This is a genomic window from Luteimonas sp. GW821-FHT14E02 (assembly GCF_058803905.1).
Genome location: NZ_JBXAPK010000007.1, coordinates 109625 through 125619 on the forward strand (window position 1 = coordinate 109625; position 15995 = coordinate 125619).

General features: G+C 67.5%; 11 protein-coding genes. 5 read left to right on the forward strand and 6 right to left on the reverse strand.

The features are described 5' to 3' along the window. The first annotated feature begins 503 nt into the window (after positions 1-503). Together AC1RNP_RS12995 and AC1RNP_RS13000 are read left to right on the forward strand one after the other, a co-directional pair. Positions 504-1565 carry a hypothetical protein gene (locus AC1RNP_RS12995; RefSeq protein ID WP_493051683.1) on the forward strand — a complete coding sequence of 354 codons (1062 nt, stop codon included), beginning with the start codon at positions 504-506 and terminating at the stop codon, positions 1563-1565. After that, the gene (locus AC1RNP_RS13000) at positions 1552-2214 is read left to right on the forward strand and encodes a DUF3106 domain-containing protein (RefSeq protein ID WP_493051684.1); all 663 of its coding nucleotides are present in this window, start codon (positions 1552-1554) and stop codon (positions 2212-2214) included. The genes AC1RNP_RS12995 and AC1RNP_RS13000 overlap by 14 nt, the downstream gene beginning before the upstream one ends. 18 nt (positions 2215-2232) lie before the next feature. On the opposite strand, the gene AC1RNP_RS13005 is transcribed toward AC1RNP_RS13000, so the two are convergent. Continuing rightward, complete coding sequence (locus AC1RNP_RS13005) at positions 2233-3396, reverse strand: DUF3667 domain-containing protein (protein WP_493051685.1); 1164 nt, start codon at positions 3394-3396, stop codon at positions 2233-2235. A 153-nt stretch (positions 3397-3549) separates the two neighbouring features. Between AC1RNP_RS13005 and AC1RNP_RS13010 the strand changes: the two genes are divergently transcribed. Both AC1RNP_RS13010 and sppA read left to right on the forward strand, forming a co-directional pair. Then, positions 3550-4950 (forward strand): MATE family efflux transporter, encoded by a 1401-nt coding sequence (locus AC1RNP_RS13010; protein ID WP_493051686.1) that lies wholly within the window; start codon positions 3550-3552, stop codon positions 4948-4950. 185 nt (positions 4951-5135) lie between these two features. Beyond that, positions 5136-7052 (forward strand): signal peptide peptidase SppA, encoded by a 1917-nt coding sequence (sppA, locus tag AC1RNP_RS13015; RefSeq protein ID WP_493051687.1) that lies wholly within the window; start codon positions 5136-5138, stop codon positions 7050-7052. A gap of 69 nt (positions 7053-7121) precedes the next feature. Here the strand turns inward: sppA and AC1RNP_RS13020 are convergent, their stop codons facing one another. Continuing rightward, positions 7122-7343 (reverse strand): hypothetical protein, encoded by a 222-nt coding sequence (locus AC1RNP_RS13020; protein WP_493051688.1) that lies wholly within the window; start codon positions 7341-7343, stop codon positions 7122-7124. A 62-nt stretch (positions 7344-7405) separates the two neighbouring features. Here AC1RNP_RS13020 and AC1RNP_RS13025 point away from each other — a divergent pair, with 62 nt between their 5' ends. After that, positions 7406-8182, forward strand: coding sequence for an SDR family oxidoreductase (locus AC1RNP_RS13025; protein ID WP_493051689.1), 777 nt, complete (start codon positions 7406-7408; stop codon positions 8180-8182). 147 nt (positions 8183-8329) lie between these two features. Here the strand turns inward: AC1RNP_RS13025 and AC1RNP_RS13030 are convergent, their stop codons facing one another. From AC1RNP_RS13030 to gltB, 4 genes are all read right to left on the reverse strand, one after another. Then, positions 8330-9004, reverse strand: a complete 675-nt coding sequence (locus AC1RNP_RS13030; RefSeq protein ID WP_493051690.1) for a DUF4124 domain-containing protein — start codon at positions 9002-9004, stop codon at positions 8330-8332. Further along, positions 9004-9831 (reverse strand): DUF4124 domain-containing protein, encoded by an 828-nt coding sequence (locus tag AC1RNP_RS13035; protein ID WP_493051691.1) that lies wholly within the window; start codon positions 9829-9831, stop codon positions 9004-9006. The genes AC1RNP_RS13030 and AC1RNP_RS13035 overlap by 1 nt, the downstream gene beginning before the upstream one ends. 65 nt (positions 9832-9896) lie before the next feature. Then, positions 9897-11381: an FAD-dependent oxidoreductase gene (locus AC1RNP_RS13040; protein WP_493051692.1), complete on the reverse strand. Its 1485-nt coding sequence runs from the start codon at positions 11379-11381 to the stop codon at positions 9897-9899. Then, positions 11378-15853: a glutamate synthase large subunit gene (gene gltB, locus AC1RNP_RS13045; RefSeq protein ID WP_493051693.1), complete on the reverse strand. Its 4476-nt coding sequence runs from the start codon at positions 15851-15853 to the stop codon at positions 11378-11380. Before gltB ends, AC1RNP_RS13040 begins: the two co-directional genes overlap by 4 nt. Between the last annotated feature and the right edge of the window lie 142 nt (positions 15854-15995).

A 15995-nucleotide genomic window follows, 5' to 3' on the forward strand; every position in this document is an offset into this window, starting at 1 on the left:
TCGCGGCGAAGACGGTTCTTGTCGTTGTCGTTCGCCAGAAATTTTTCGTGAGCGCGCTTTGCGTTTCATTGCTGCCTTGACTTATATCAATCGTCTGCAAGTTACGGTCGCCAAAAGGGTTTTTCCCTTATCCACACATGCTGTGGATAACCCTGTGCATCAAGTGGGTGGAGCAGCAAAACTCCCTGAAAAACCGGGCCTGCGGTTCAAGTTGGTCAAAAAAGTGCCAAACCCGTTTTTCCTTTTGAATTCATTGGCTTATCCGTGAAACATTGCGGAAACAAGGGGTCGGTACGCGGGGATGTCCCGCTTCGTGACGGAGTGATGACTGCTGTGTACAACCAAATTCGGCCGAGTTCGCGCCGCGTGGAACATTCACACGAGATGGGCATGCGAGTAGATGGGCCGACAGTCGCTATCATGCGGGCCCGGACCGAGTCGGTCGCCGCATGGCATCGCGCCTGCGAGCGGCACGGCGGGTTCCAGGTTGATTGCACTCGTAGATGATCCCCCGCACGCCGAAAGCCCCTGCTCCCCCGCCAGCCGCCCTGATTGCCTTCCTGCGTGGCGTGGAGCGCCGGGGGGCGGTGTTCGGGCAGTTGCAGTCCGGCAATGCCGATACCGGCGAGCGCGCCCTGGCGGCGGCGATGCGCGCATTCCGGTTCGCGGCCAGCGCCTTGCCGGTCGCCGACTGGCCGCGCCAGTTCTGGGCGCTGTTGCTGGCGACGCCGGAGCTGCGAGAGCCGCCGCCCGCGCCGCACTGGGGTGGCGATTTCGATTTCCTGTCCCAGATCGGCAGCGGCCCGCGCGCCGCGCTGCTGTTGCGGCTGGTGGCCGGGCTGGGCGAGGGCGATGCCGCCGGCGTGCTCGGCGTGGCCCGGCCGACTTATCGCGTGGCGCTGCAGCGCGCGCTGCCGCACCACGAGGACGGACGGCCCGACGCGATCGCCTGGCGCATGCTCGGCGAAGCCGCGCAGCATGCGGTACGCGAATTGCCGCCGGAACGGTTGGCGCACCTGGCGCGTCTGCGCGAGGCGGCACTGCTCGGTCGCCGGCTCGATCCGCTGCCGGAGCCCGAAGCGGAGGATGCGAAGCCGGCGTCTTCTTCTACTTCCGAGGCCGCCACCACGCGCCCGCGTTGGGCGAAGCCCGCGATGGTGGCGGTGGCGATCGCCTGCGTCGCGGCGCTGACGGCGACGTTCTTCCTGCCCGGGGAGGTGTGGTCCGACGATCCGAACGCGCCGCGCGTGCGGATCGCGGCGCTGCCGCCCGCGCAGGCACCGGCGTCGAGGTTCGATGCGCAGGGCGCATTGCTGCTGCATCCGGATTTCGAGCAGATCCTGGAGGACGGCGACGCGTCGGCCGCCACGGGAGACGCCGCGCTCGAACATGCCGCGCGCACCGATCCGGCCTTCTACGCCTGGCTGGCGGCGGGCGCGCCCGAGCCGCGCATCGCGCCGGTCGTGCCCGAGGATTCGGAACCCGCGCCGCCCTCGGCTCCGCCGGTGCCGCCGCCCGACAACGCGCAGGACCCGCGCACGGAGACCGAAGATGCGCTGTTGTAAGCCGGTGTGCTTCAAGACCCTGTGCTCCAGGCTCGTGCTCGGCGCGCTGTTGTCCGTGCTCGCCGCCATCGCGCAGGCGCAATCGCTGCCGTCGGAGTTGCAGGCCGCGGCCGAACAGCTGCCACCCGCAGTGCGCGAGCAGTTGCACCAGCGCAACGCACGCGTGTCGGCGATGAGTCCGGCGCAGTTGGAAGAGTTCCGCAAGCGCGTCGCGGCATGGAATGCGCTGCCGCCGGCGCGACAGGGCGAGCGTCGTGATGCGCGTCATGCCTGGGAAGCGTTGTCCGCGTCCGAGCGCGCGCAATTGATCGAGGCCGCGCGCCGCTACGCCGCGATGCCCGCCACCGAGCAGCAGACGCTGCGGCAGCGTTTCGATCACCTGGATGGCAGTGAACGTCGCGGCTGGCTGCTCGGTCCGGCGCTCGGTGCCGAATGGCCGCGCTTGCAGCCGTTGTTGGCGCAGGTGCCAGGTGCGGAACGCGCTTCGCTGCTCGCAACGCTGCATGCGATGACGCCGGGGCAGCGCGCCGATCTGGCAGTGCTGATCCAGCGCACGCCGCCGCAGCAACGCGACGTGTTGCGTCAGGAATTGCTGTCGACACCCGCCGCCGATCGCGACGCGTGGCTGCAAACGCAAATGGATCGATGAATCCGATCGTGGTCGGACTCAGGACGTGAGTCCGGCGAGCGCGGCATATACCGAGGCGAACACCACAAGCCCCGTGTAGATGAAGCCGATCACCGCGTATCGCAGTAACAGCAACAGCCAGCCGCCGCCGTAGACGCGGCGCTGCATCAGCAGCAGATAGATCGGCGCCCACAGCCACAGCGCCACCCTGCAATAGTCGGCGAGACTGCCCACCCACGAGGTCGCGAATGCGCTCCCCAGCGCGGACAGCAGGAACGCGGCCAGCAGCACCAGCAACAGATAGGCGTGGCTGTACAGCGCCACCACCAGATGCTCCAGATACGAGCGGCCCGAATACAGGTAGAGCAGTCTCAGCAGCAGCGCGAACACCGGGATCAGCGCGAACAGCGCGGTCGGCACCGCACTCATGAACGCCTGGACGAACAGGTCCGGCTGGCCGCCCATGCGGGCGATGTTGGCCTTGGCCCTGCCGATCTTTTTGTTGAGCCAGCGGTTGGCGAAGTCGGGCCACCACGTCAGCGTCACCGGATTGGATGTGGCATCCCAGGGTTTGTCGTTGAACGACCACGGCCGTTGGAACCAAGGAGTCGCGGGGTCCTTCGCCGGGCTTCTCTTGGTCGGCGTCGGCAGCGGTTTTCCTTGCAGTTCCGCGATCCGGCGCGCGGCGTCATCCTGGATCTGGAGGCGCGCGTCGTTCAATGCGGCGCCGATGCCGGGGACGGCCGCAGCTTGCGTCTCCGCGTCGCGGATTTCCCCCAGCAGGCGGGTGCGGACACGCTCGACCTCGGCGACGCTGCCTGCGCGCATGATCGCGGTGCTTCCCGGCGTGGAGGCGCTGACGTTCAGGCCTTCGTCGATGTGCACGGTGAGCTTGCCGACGAAGAAGGTCAGCACGCTCAGGACCAGAAACAGGCGCAGCGGCGGGATGAAGCAGACGCGATGGCCGGCGAGGTATTCCGCGGCGACGCGTCCTGGAATCAGCAGGCCGCGCAGCGTGCTGAAAATGCGGCCGTCCAGATGCCAGAACGATTCGAACAGCTCCTCGATGGCATGCCCGAGATGCTTCAGCGGATTGTGCGCGGACTGGCCGCAGCGATGGCAGAAATGCCCCTGCAGCGGCGTCGCGCAGTGTTCGCAGGCGGCATGCGCCGGCGCGTCGGCGAGCGCGGTGTGTTCTGTCATGGCGTTCCCCGTGCCTGATGCGAGCGTCTTCCCTCATCGGTGTTGATGGCTCGAAGACGACGAACAGGTAAGATAACGGCCTGCCGCGACCCGGTGCCAGCGCCCGACATCCGATCGGACGCGCGGCCGCAGTCGCGAAGTTGTCCTCCTCCGATGTTCGCGTCCCCCGCCCCTCCGCGCTTCCGTGACGAAGTGCGCACGACGGCCGTTCTCGCCGCGCCGCTGGTCCTCGGTCATTTCTCCACCGGATTGATCGGCTTCGTGGACGCCGTGCTCGCTGGTCACCATCACACCGCCACGCTGGCCGCGGTTTCGGTCGGCACGGCGCTGTTCTGGCTGCCGATGATGATTCCGATGGGCACGCTGATGTCGTTGCCGCCATCGGTGTCGCAGCTCAACGGCGCCGGACGGCAGGACGAGATCGGCCCGCTGTTCCGGCAGGGACTGTGGCTGTCGGTCGCGCTGGGCCTGTTCCTGTTCGCGTTCCTGACGGCGGCGGCCTATATGCTGGAACCGATGGGCATCGCGCCAGAGATCCGTCCCGGCGCGGCGGCTTTCCTGCACGGCATCCGCTGGGGCGTGCCGGCGCTGACCCTGTACTACTGCATGCGCTATCTCAGCGATGGCATGCACTGGACGCTGCCGACGATGGTGCTCGGCTTCGGCGGCCTGTTGCTGCTGGTGCCGATGGGCTACGTGCTGACCTTCGGCAAGTTCGGATTCCCGGAACTCGGCGCCGGCGGCCTCGGCATCGCCTCGTCGCTGATGATGTGGACGCAGGCACTGGTGTTCCTCGCTTATCTGGCGCGCACGCGGCGCTTCGCGTCGTTGCGATTGTTCGAGCGTTTCGATCGTCCGCATTGGCCGGCGATCCGCGGCCTGCTCGCCGTCGGCCTGCCGATCGGCGTGATGGTGACGATGGAAGGCGGGTTGTTCATCTGTACGGCGCTGCTGATCGGGCGACTGGGTGAAGTGCCGTCGGCGGCGCACCAGATCGCCATCAACGTGGCCAGCCTCTGCTTCATGATTCCGTTCGGCCTGGCCGAGGCCACCACCGTGCGCGTGGGCCATGCGATCGGCAGCAATCGAGGTGCGCTCGGCGTGCGTCGCGCCGCCTTCGCCGGTTATGTGCTGGTGCTCGGGACGCAGGCGCTGTCGGGTCTGATCCTGCTGATCTGGCACGACGGCATCGTCGCGCTGTACACGCGCGATGCGGCGGTCGCATCGCTGGCGGTGACGCTGCTGTTGCTGGCGGCGGCGTTCCAGTTTCCGGACGGTGTGCAGGCGTTGTCGGCCGGTGCCTTGCGCGGGCTGAAGGACACGCGGGTGCCGATGCTGCTCACCGCCTTCGCCTACTGGGGCATCGGCATGCCGCTCGGGGCCGGTCTCGGCCTGGGGCTGGGCTGGGGGCCGCGCGGGATGTGGCTGGGCCTGATCGCCGGATTGCTGTTCGCGGCGGTGCTGCTGGCGGCGCGCTTCCTGCGCTCCACCCGGGCCGACCGGATCGGGCGTTTCAGCCAGATGGCCGAGGCCGAGGCCAGCGACACCATCTAAGAAAATGCCCGCTCCGCTGATCGGCGGGCCATGACAGGCCACGAAGCGCGAAACTGCTAATGTGGCGTGGGACGGTATTGGCCATCTTTCAGGGTGACCGATGGCGCATGACAGCGCCCTGCCAACGCCGTCACACTTGTCCACAGTCACGCAACGATCGATCCGTCTTTCCGGAGTTACACCGCATGTCTTCCCAGCCGGCCCGCCAGGGCCCCGTCGCCGCCTTCTTCGTCCTCGTCTGGGACGTCATGAACTTCACGCGGCGCCTGATCTTCAACCTCGTCTTCTTCGGTCTGTTGCTGCTGCTCCTGCTCGGCATGCTGTACGGCGCGATCGCCGGCCGCAACGCGCAGCTGCAGGGCCGCACCACGCTGGTGATCGCGCCGGAAGGCACGCTGGTCGAGCAGTACAGCAGTGATCCGGCCAGCCGCGCGCTGGCCAAGGTGATGGGCGACAAATCCGCCGCCGAAGTGCAGCTGCGCGACGTGCTGCGCGCCCTCGACGCCGCCCGCACCGACAAGCGCATCGAGCGCGTGCTGCTGCGCGTGGACGAGCTGCATTTCTCCGGCTACGCCTCGCTGCGCGAAGTCGCCGCCGGGCTCGCCAAGCTGCGCGCTTCCGGCAAGCAGGTGATCGCCTTCGGCGAAAACCTCGACCAGAAGCAGTATCTGCTTGCCGCGCAGGCCAGCGAGGTTTATCTCGATCCGATGGGCGGCCTGCTGCTGGAAGGCCTCGGTCGCTATCACCAGTATTTCCGCGAGCTGCTGCAGGACAAGCTCAACGTCGACGTGCACGTGTTCAAGGTCGGCGAATACAAATCGGCGGTGGAGCCCTTCGTGCTCGACGCCGCCTCGCCGGAAGCCAAGGAAGCCGATCTGTTCTGGATGACCGACGTGTGGCAGCGCTATCTCGGCGACGTCGCCAAGGCGCGTAAGCTGACGCCGCAGCAATTGGCCGCCGACATCGACAACCTGCCGGCCGGCATCGCCGCCACGAAGGGCGACCTCGCCGAATACGCGCTGCAGCACAAGCTGGTCGACGGGCTGAAGACCAAGGAAGAGGTCGAAGACCTGCTCACCAAGCGCGGCGAGCCTGACGAGGATGCCGAGGGCGGCTTCCGCCAGGTCTCGCTCGGCGAGTACGTGAACCATCTGGATCTCGGACTCTCGCCGATCGACGAACGCCCGCAGGTCGCAGTGGTGGTGGCCGAGGGCGAGATCAGCGGTGGCGACCAACCGGCCGGCCGCGTCGGCGGCGAATCGACCGCGGCCCTGCTGCGCGAGGCGCGCGACGACGAATACGTGAAGTCGGTGGTGCTGCGCGTGGATTCGCCCGGCGGCGAAGTGTTCGCCTCCGAGCAGATCCGCCGCGAGATCGTCGGCCTGAAGAAGGCCGGCAAGCCGGTGGTGGTGTCGATGGGCGATCTGGCCGCGTCCGGCGGCTACTGGATCAGCATGAACGCCGATCGCATCTACGCCGATCCTTCGACGATCACCGGTTCGATCGGCATCTTCGGCATGATCCCGACCATTCCGCGCACGCTGCAGAAGGTCGGCATCCACACTGACGGCGTCGGCACCACGCGCTTCGCCGGCGCGTTCGACATCACGCAGCCGCTTCAGCCTGAAGTCGGGCAGATCATCCAGTCGGTGATCGAGAAGGGCTATCGCGATTTCACCGGCCGCGTCGCCACCGCGCGCAAGCGCAGCGTCGAGCAGATCGACGAAGTCGCGCGCGGCCGCGTGTGGAGTGGTGCGCAGGCCAAGGAACGCGGACTGGTCGACCAGTTCGGCGGCATCGCTGATGCGATCAACGACGCCGCCACGCGTGCCAAGCTCGGCAAGCCGGGCAGCTACCGCGTGCGCTATGTTGAAAAGCTGCCGTCGCCGTTCGAGCAGGTGGTCGCCAACTTCGCCAACAGCCGCGTCGGCGGTGCCTGGCTTGGCCGTTCGGTGTTCGGCCAGGACCTCGCGCAGCTGCTGATCGGCCGCACCATGCCGCAGGCCGCGCGCGATCTGCAGTTCCTGCAGCAGTCGGCGATGTCGGTGCGCGAAGGCGGCGCGCCGGTGAAGGCGCTGGCGTATTGTTTCTGCGGGTTCTAAGCCCGCGCGGAAAGATCAGGTGTGACACGAAACGCCCGGCAGTCGCCGGGCGTTTTCGTTTTGGTCAGGTCAACTTTCCGTGTCGATCATGGCTTTCTGTTTCTCGGCGTTGTCCTGCAGGGTCTTCTCGGCTTCCTTGGCCTTGTCGATCGATTGCTTGAGCGTTTTCTGCAGCTGCGTCGCCTGTGGCTCCGGTTTCCGTTCGGTCGGCGGTGGTTCCGGCTTTCTGCAGGCGCCGCATGCGAGCGGCAGGATCACGGCTAGTGCGGCTAGGGAGAACAGGCGCGTCATGACGGCATCTCCGAGTGGTCCGGACGTTATGCTACGCCCAACCTCCTGACCGGACGCACGCTATGGATCCGCATCGTTGGCGCCTCGACGGGCAACTGGCCCTGGTCACCGGCGGCAGTGCCGGCATCGGCCGCGCCATCGCGCGCGAACTGCTCGGTTTCGGCGCGAGCGTGCTCATCGCCGCGCGCAACGGCGACGCCCTGGAGGCGGCCCGCGACGAGCTTGCCGAGGAATTCCCGGATGGCGAGGTGCGGGCCCTGGTCGGCGACGTCGCCGACGACGAACAGCGCCGTGAAATTCTCGATTGGATCGAGGATCGTGGCGAAGGTCTCAACATCCTGATCAACAACGCTGGCGGCAATCTCACCAAGCCCGCCGACGACTACACGGAAGCGGAGTGGCGCGAGATCTTCGAGGTCAACCTGTTCTCCGCCTTCGAGTTGTCGCGCTACGCACATCCGCTGCTGACCAAACATGCGGCTTCCAGCATCGTCAACGTCGGCAGCGTCTCCGGCCTCACCCACGTGCGCAGCGGCGCACCCTACGGCATGAGCAAGGCGGCGCTGCATCAGATGACGAAGAATCTTGCCGTCGAGTGGGCCGAGGACGGCGTGCGCGTCAACGCGGTCGCGCCCTGGTACATCCGCACCCGCCGCACCTCCGGCAAGCTCGCCGATCCGGATTATCTCGACGAAGTGCTGCTGCGCACGCCGATGGGGCGCATCGGCGAACCTGAGGAAGTTGCCGCTGCCGTGGCTTTCCTGTGCCTGCCCGCGGCGGGCTACATCACTGGCGAATGCATCGCCATCGATGGGGGGTTCCTGCGCTATGGGTTCTAGGGAAATGCCGCGTAAAAGCGTTTTTTTAGGAAAACGCTGAAAATAAAATCGTCATCCCGGCGCAAGCTGGGAGCCATTTTGATCTTCATGCGGTCAGCCCCAAGGCAACAAGGACCCTTGCTTGTACTGGGGTGACAAGCATGGGGTTTACTTGCTGCAGGTGCTGTCTTCGTAAATCTGCGTCACGCGCGCGAATTCTTCCTGCAGCGACTGCTTGTCGTTCGCGCGCGCGTGCCGCCACGTGGATTCGACTTCGCGCTGACGCTTCTTCCAGGCTTCGCAGGCCTGGCCGTCAGGCACGCGCTGGCACTGGTCGGTTTTCATTTCGCAGGCGGCGCCACCAGGGACGTTGGCGGGATTGCCGCTCAGATCGGTGGTGTTGAGCGTGATGCAGCGCGGTTTGGGATCGCCGTTCTCGCTGAGGTAGCTGTCGTTGTCCCAGGTGTTGCACTGGAAAATTGGCGGAGGCGGCAGGCGTTCGGCCGGAGGCGCTTTCGCGGTAGGTGTCGCGGGCGGTTGCGGTTGCGCGGCGGTCGCCGGGGCGAGCGCGGGCGTCGGGGTGGGCGTGGGGGTCACGGGCGCCGGCTTCGTCTGTGCCGGCGGCGTGGAGGGCGCGGGTGGCGTGTAGGAAGGCACGACGGTCGGCCCCTGCACGGTGCGCTTTTCTTCCTTGGTGCCCTTCGGACAGGGCGCGCCGTTCTGGATGGTCAGCTTGCCCTTGGCGTCGGTGCAGCGGTAGATCACGACCTCGCCGCTCTGGGCCTGCGCGGCTGGCGACATCACCAGTGCGAACGACAAGGCGAAAATGGTGTTGCGAATCATCAGCTCCCTCCACAATCAGCCGATAGGCGCGCGTTGATGCCGCGCTGTTCCCTGTCCAGTGTCGCACGCTCGGTGGGTTGGGCGTTGAAGAAGCGGCGGCGGATCTCGTCGCGGCGGTCGCGCAGGCGTTCGCAAACCTCCACCTGCGGCAGGGTGTGGCATTCGTCGCGCACCCAAGTGCCGGCGGCGCCGTAGCCATAGCCGTAGGCGGGATAGCGGGGGTGACGGCGGTGCCGGGAGTAGGGATCGGCCGGTTCGACGGGCCTGCTATCGATGCGCACTTCCGCCGAGGTGTGGTCGGTATGGCGCCCGATGGTGGCCGAGATTGCAGGTCCGGTCGAAATGTGCTGCTCCGAGCGGTAGCTGACGCCGCCGACGGGGCCACCCAAGGGGATGGGGTAGTAGGGCACGTAAGGGTCATCCACGGCCCAGATCGGCACCCAGCGCGGATTCCCTTCGCCGGTATCGCTCGTATACACGGTGCCGTCCGGCCGCACGCATTCGAACAATGGCTGCGGGTTGCGGACGACGAGGGTCTGCACCGGCGGCGCGGGCGCGGGCATCGGCGGAACCGGCGCGGCCGTGATGATTGGGCGTGGTGGCGGATCGCGCGGTCGCAGCATCTGTTGCGCTTGCTGGGCGTCGCCTTTGCGACAAGGTGCGTCCTGAAGCGTGAGCTTGCCGCGCGCGTCGGTGCAGCGGTAGATGGTGATGCTGTCCGCCGATCCGACCGAAGGCGGGCTTTGCGCGGCGACACTTCCCGCCGCGACGATTGCCGCGAGGAGCGCGGGGGCGATCAGCAGCGGGTGCCGGGATCGTCTGGCCATGCCGCGCATCATGCGCGAGCCCGCCCCGGCGGGGAAGTTGCCGGGACGGGCCTACGGGCTTTGGTTCAGGCGTTATCCAGCGCGGAACGTCCGGGCACGCGCAGCAGCCGGGCGATGCTGGCCGCCGCGTCGCGGCCTTCCTGCACGGCGGTGACGACGAGGTCCGCGCCGCGCACCACGTCGCCGCCGGCGAACAGCTTCGGCTGCGTGGTCTGGTAGGGCAGCACGCCTTCGCCCGCGTCGATGCCGACGCGGATGCGGTCGTTCGCATTGGCCTGGACGCCTGCCTCCGCCAACCACGCCGGCAGTTCCGGCGAAAAACCGAACGCGATGATCACCACGTCCGCGGCGATCGTCGATTCACTGCCGGGAATGGCGACGGCATTGCGGCGGCCGCGCGCGTCGGGTTCGCCGAGCGTGGTCTCGACCACGCGCACGCCGGTGACGTTGCCGTCGGCATCGCTTTCGACCGACAGCGGCTGGCGGTTGAACAGGAACGACACGCCTTCCTCGCGCGCATTCGCCACTTCGCGCGCGGAGCCGGGCATGTTGGCTTCGTCGCGTCGGTACGCGCAGGTGACGCTGGCCGCGCCCAGGCGGATCGACGAGCGCACGCAGTCCATGCCGGTGTCGCCGCCGCCGAGCACGACCACGCGCTTGCCGCGCAGGTCGGGAATTTCGACGTGATCTTCCCAGCCGGCGATTGCCTTGCCTTGCGGATCGAGACCGGTGACCAGGCGACCGTTGTTGACGAGGAACGGCAGCGCAGGCAGCACCGCGCGCAAATCCTGTCCGGGCAGACCGCCATCGGTGTACCGATACGCGCCGAGTCCGAGGAAGACGGCGTCGAATTCCTGCAGGAGTTGCTCGAGCGAGACGTCGACACCGATCTCGACACCGAGACGGAACTGCACGCCCATGCCCTCGAGCACGCTGCGGCGCGTGGCAACCACCGACTTGTCGAGCTTGAAGCTCGGAATGCCGAATTGCAGCAGACCGCCGATCTGTTCGTAGCGATCGAACACGGTGGCCTGGATGCCGGAGCGCACCAGTCGATCGGCGCAGGCAAGTCCCGCGGGCCCGGCGCCGACCACGGCGACGCGCTTGCCGGTGGCGACCACCTTCGACAAATCCGGTCGCCAACCCTGCGCGAACGCACTGTCGACGATGAACTTCTCCACCGCGCCGATGGTGACCGCGCCGAAGCCGTCCTCCAGCGTGCATGCGCCTTCGCACAGACGATCCTGCGGACAGACGCGGCCGCACATCTCCGGCAGCGGATTGGTCTCGTGGCACAACTCCGCCGCTTCGATCAGACGGCCTTCCTCCACCAGCCGCAGCCAGTTGGGAATGTAGTTGTGCACCGGGCACTTGGCTTCGCAGTAGGGATTGCCGCAGTCGAGGCAGCGGCCGGCCTGTTGCGCGGCGTTGTCGCGCTCGAAGCGGCCGTAGAGTTCGTTCCAGTCGCCGCCGGTGCGCAGTTCCAGCGCCACCTTGCGCGGCATCTCGCGCTGCAGTTCGACGAATTGGAAGGCGTGCTTCTTGCTCATGCAGCCCTCCTTAGTTCGTCCGCCAGCGCTTCCAGGCTCGCCGCCTTCGGTTTCACCAGCCAGAACTTGCCGAGGAAATCGCGATATTCCTCAAGCAGGCGCGCGCTCCAGGCGCTGCCGGTGAGCTTGGCGTGGGTTTCGATCAGGTCGTACAGGTGCTGGCGATAGTTGTCGAAGCCTTCGGGCGTGACGCGCAGGATGTCGATCAGCTCGTGGTTGTAGCGGTCGACGAAATCGCGATCGAGATCGAGCACGTAGGCGAGGCCGCCGGTGAAACCGGCGCCGAAGTTCAAGCCGGTGCGGCCGAGCACCACCACCGCGCCGCCGGTCATGTATTCGCAGCAGTGGTCGCCCGCGCCCTCGATCACCGCCACCGCGCCGGAGTTGCGCACGCCGAAGCGTTCGCCGGCGCGTCCTGCCGCGTAGAGTTCGCCGCCGGTGGCGCCGTACAGGCAGGTGTTGCCGAGGATCGGCGTTTCCTGTGATTCGAAGGTGCTGTTCACGGGCGGACGCAGCACGAGGCGGCCGCCGGCCATGCCCTTGCCGACGTAGTCGTTGGCTTCGCCGATCAGTTCCATCTGCAGGCCGCCGGCGTTGAAGGCGCCGAAGCTCTGCCCGGCCGTGCCGTGCAGCTGCAATGCGATCGGCGCCGCGCTCATGCCGGCGTTGCCGTGACGCCGCGCGATCGCCCCCGACAAGCGCGTGCCGATGCTGCGATCGGTGTTGCGGATGTCGTAGCGGAAGCTGCCGCCACGCGCGTTGGCGATGGTGTCGGCGAGATCGACATCGAGCTTGGCGGCCAGGCCGTTCGGCGGCAGTTGCAGCGCCGGCGTGCCGCAATAGGCCGACGGCAGCATCGGATCGCTCTGCAACAGCTTCGACAGATCGATGCCGACGTGCGCGCGCGGCATCGTCTCGATCTGTTCGAGCAGATCGGTGCGGCCGATCACTTCATCCAGCGAACGCGCGCCGAGCTTCGCGAGCCATTCGCGCACATCCTCGGCGACGTTGCGGAAGAAGCTTTCGGCACGCTCCGGCAGGCCGGTGTAATGATTCGCGCGCAGGTTGGCATCCTGCGTGGCCACGCCGGTGGCGCAGTTGTTGAGGTGGCAGATGCGCAGGTACTTGCAGCCGAGCGCGATCATCGGCGCGGTACCGAAGCCGAAGGTGTCGGCGCCGAGCAGCGCGGCCTTGATCACGTCCAGGCCGGTCTTCAGGCCGCCGTCGGTCTGCAGCAGCACGCGCTCGCGCAGTTCGTTGGCCTGCAACGCCTGGCGCGCTTCCGACAGGCCCAGTTCCCACGGCACGCCGGCGTAGCGGATCGAGCCGAGCGGGCTGGCGCCGGTGCCGCCATCGTGGCCGGAGATTGTGATCAGATCGGCGCCGGCCTTCACCACACCGGCGGCGATCGTGCCGACGCCGGCATGCGCGACCAGCTTCACCGAGATCAGCGCCTGCGGGTTCACCTGGCGCAGGTCGAAGATCAGCTGCGCCAAATCCTCGATCGAATAGATGTCGTGATGCGGCGGCGGCGAGATCAGGCCGATGCCGGGCTTGGCATAGCGCAGTCGCGCGATCAGCGCGTTGACCTTGCTGCCGGGCAGCTGGCCGCCTTCGCCGGGCTTGGCGCCCTGCGCGACCTTGATCTGCAGCACTTCCGCGTTGATCAGGTATTCCGGCGTGACGCCGAAACGGCCGGAAGCCACCTGCTTGATCTTGCTGCGGCGATCGCTGGCGTAGCGCGCCGGGTCCTCGCCGCCCTCGCCGGAGTTGGAGCGGCCGCCGAGGCGGTTCATGGCGATCGCCAGCGCTTCGTGCGCTTCCGGCGACAGCGCGCCGAGACTCATCGCCGCGGAGTCGAAACGCTTGACGATCGACGAGACCGGTTCGACTTCGTCGAGCGGCACCGGCGTGGCATCCTCGCGCGAATCAGCCACGCGCAGGCGCAGCAGATCGCGCAGTGCCGCCGGCGGACGCGAGTTGACGTGATCGGCGTAGACACGCCAATCCTCGCGCGTGCCGCTCTTCACCGCGCGCTGCAGCGACTGCACCACGTCGGGATTGAACTGGTGGTACTCGCCGCCGTGCACGTAATGCAGCAGGCCGCCGGGTTCGGGCAGGGCGTTGTCGTCCCAGCCGTGCGCAGCCAGCAGGTGCGCGTCCGCTTCCAGGCGCTTGTAGCCCGCGCCCTGCACGCGCGAGGGCGTGCCGTCGAAGCAGTCGGCGACGACTTCATCGGCCAGGCCGACGATCTCGAATAACTGCGCGCCGCGATAGCTGGCGACACTGCCGATGCCCATCTTCGAGAGGATCTTGAGCAGGCCTTTCTTGACGCCGCGGCGGTAGCTGCGCCCGACTTCCATCGGCTCGTTGTTGCGCTTGCCGCCGAGGATGCCGCGCCGCGCCAGTGAATGCAGGGTCTGATAGGCGAGGTAGGGATAGACCGCGGTGGCGCCGTAGCCGATCAGGCAGGCGAAGTGGTGCGGATCGCGCGCGGTGCCGGTTTCGACGATCAGGTTGATGTCGCAGCGAAGGCCGGTGCGCACCAGATGCTGGTGCACGGCGCCGGTGGCGAGCAGGGCGTGGATGGCGGCGGTGCCGCGGCGCGGGCGGCGGTCGCTGAGGATCAGCAGCTCGATGCGCTCGCGCGCGGCCTTCTCGGCCTCGTTGCGGATGCGGGCGATGGCTTCCTGCAGCGTCTCGCTGGCGTCGAAGTACAGATCGATGAAGCGGTACTTCTCCTTGAAGCGCGGCAGCGCCAGGATCTGGTTGAGCTTGCGCTGCGACAGCACCGGCGAATTGAGCACGACGTGATCGACGTTCGCCGGCGTGTCGTCAAACAGGTTGCCTTCGCGGCCGATCTGCGTGGTCAGCGACATCACGCAGGATTCGCGCAGCGGATCGATCGGCGGGTTGGTGACTTGCGCGAACGCTTGCCGGAAACAGTCGTACAGCGGCCGCACGCGCTGCGACAGCGGCGCCACCGGGATGTCGTCGCCCATCGAGCCGATGCCTTCCTGCTCGGTTTCGGCGAGCGGGCGCAGCACGGCTTCCTGTTCCTCGCGCGTGAGCTGGAAGAGCTTCTGGAAGCCGAGCAGGGTGTCGGCGTTGAACGGTGCGTCGGTGAGTGCCGGATCGATCAGTTCCGTGTGCAGGTAATGCATGCCCTGCTTCAGCCACTGCTTGTACGGCGCGCGGCGACGGTTGATGCGGTCGATGGCGTCGGTGTCGAGCAGGGTGTCGTTGTACAGATCGACCGCGATCATCTCGCCGGGGCCGAGCTTGCCCTTGGCGACCACCTTCTCGGGCGCGACGTCCCAGACGCCGGCTTCGGAGGCGATCACGAAGATGCCGTCGTCGGACAGCGTCCAGCGCGCCGGGCGCAGGCCGTTGCGGTCGAGCGTGCAGGCGGCGTAGTGGCCGTCGCACATCACCACGCCGGCGGGGCCGTCCCACGGTTCGGAGTTGATTGCGTAGTACTCGTAGAACGCGGCGAGGTCGGTGTCCTTGTATTCCAGCGACTGCGTGGCCGGCGGCATCAGGATGCGCATCGCCTGCAGCAGGTCCATGCCGCCGAGCAGCATCCACTCCAGCATGTTGTCCAGCGATTGCGAATCCGAACCGGTCATCGTCACCACCGGGTCGAACTCGCTCACATCCAGCAGCTTCGACGCCCAGACGCGGCGCCGCGCCTGCGCCCAGCGGCGGTTGCCCTCGATGCTGTTGATCTCGCCGTTGTGCGCCAGCCGCCGGAACGGCTGCGCCAGCGGCCAGCGCGGCAGCGTGTTGGTGGAGAAGCGCTGGTGGAACACCACCGCGCGCGCCGCCAGGTCCGGGCGTTGCAGGTCCGGGAACAGCTGCGGCAGCACGTCCGGCAGCACCATGCCCTTGTAGCCGAGCAGGCGCGAGGACAAGCCGACGAGATAGAAATCCTTGATTTCGCGCAGCGTCTGCTCGCTACGGCGGCGAGCGAGGAACAGGGCGCGCTCGAAGGCGTCGGCGTCGAGCGTGGTCGTGGAGACGAACACCTGCTCGATGTGCGGCATCGTGCTCAGCGCGAGCTTGCCGCAGCCGGAGGTGTCGGTCGGCACCACGCGCCAGCCGGCGACGTCGACACCGACATCCGCCAGCAGGCGCCGCAGCTCGTCGCGACATCGCGCGGCCTCGTCGGCGTCGTGCGGCAGGAACACCATGCCGGCGGTGCAGGCCGCCTCGTCGGCGATCGGGAAGCCGGCCTCGCGCGCGAGCGTGCGCACGAAGGCGTCGACGCCGCACAGCAGCACGCCGCAGCCGTCGCCGGTCTTGCCGTCGGCGGCGACGCCGCCGCGGTGGGTCATCCGCGCCAGCGCCTCCAGGGCACCGTCCACGAGGGCGCGTTCCGGTTTCCCGCGCACGCGCGCGATCAGGCCGAATCCGCAGCTGTCGTGTTCGTTGCCGGGGTCGTAAAGACCCCGATCCGGAGATTTCCGCATCGTCGAGAACCGTGTGGGGTGGGCGCGGCGCGGGGATCGAAGCGCTCCAGGCCTCCGGTTCCCTCCGGCCCGGCGGTTGGCGCAACGCTTCCGCGTCAGTCGACTAAATCACACTTTGTGCGATGCGGCAATCGGGAGGGAG